The sequence below is a fragment of the Bacillus sp. P4_D3 genome (assembly GCF_056401855.1).
In genome coordinates, this window is the sequence record NZ_JBFUIN010001224.1 from 1 (window position 1) to 655 (window position 655).

The 655-nt window shown below is 38.3% G+C and carries 1 protein-coding gene and 1 pseudogene; both read left to right on the top strand.

The features are described from left to right. Positions 1 to 424 (top strand): annotated as a pseudogene (locus AC1DTM_RS30450) (HesA/MoeB/ThiF family protein); the annotation flags it as partial. 13 nt (positions 425 to 437) lie between these two features. Beyond that, positions 438 to 655 (top strand): ThiF family adenylyltransferase (locus AC1DTM_RS30455; protein ID WP_477001700.1); only part of this gene is annotated, 218 nt, incomplete at its 3' end.

Genomic DNA, 655 nt, shown 5'->3' on the forward strand with positions numbered 1-655 from the left:
GGGTATACCAAGTGTCGGGATGTCAGGTAGTCCCCCAACACGAGGATTTGTTTCTACATTTTTTCCAACCGGAATTCCTTATGAAGAAGCATTAAACATCTCAAGTGTCGGATGCAAATTAACAAATCAAGAATTAAGACAACAGATTGCTGATATAAAGAAAAGTCGAGCTTGGTATTCTGTGGAGAAAGGCGCACCAAAAGAGTGGGCACAAGATTTTTGTGATGGAAAAGCAGGGTGGATTATCACACCGATGCGTGCTCATCTATTGTCATTATTTAGTTTTCATGAAGCAATACAAGTTTTAACTGGTCGTGAACCTCTAGCTAGAGCGCCTAAAGGCATTGTAATGGATTTAGATAGTCATATCCCGGTTCAAGTAAAAGAAGTCCCAAAGGGTGGATGGGATTATAAAACACTGTAAGGAGGAATATAATTTGTTAACAAAAAATAATGATATGCAAAATATATATGAAGAAAGTTTTACGCGAAATATTGGTGTCATCTCTGTAGAGGAGCAGGAGAAATTAAAAAATTCTCGAGTTACTGTAGTTGGGGCAGGGGGCGTAGGAGGAATTACACTCATCCAATTGGTACGAATGGGTGTGGGTTCTTTGCATGTTATTGATCAAGATGTATTTGAATCAAGTAATAT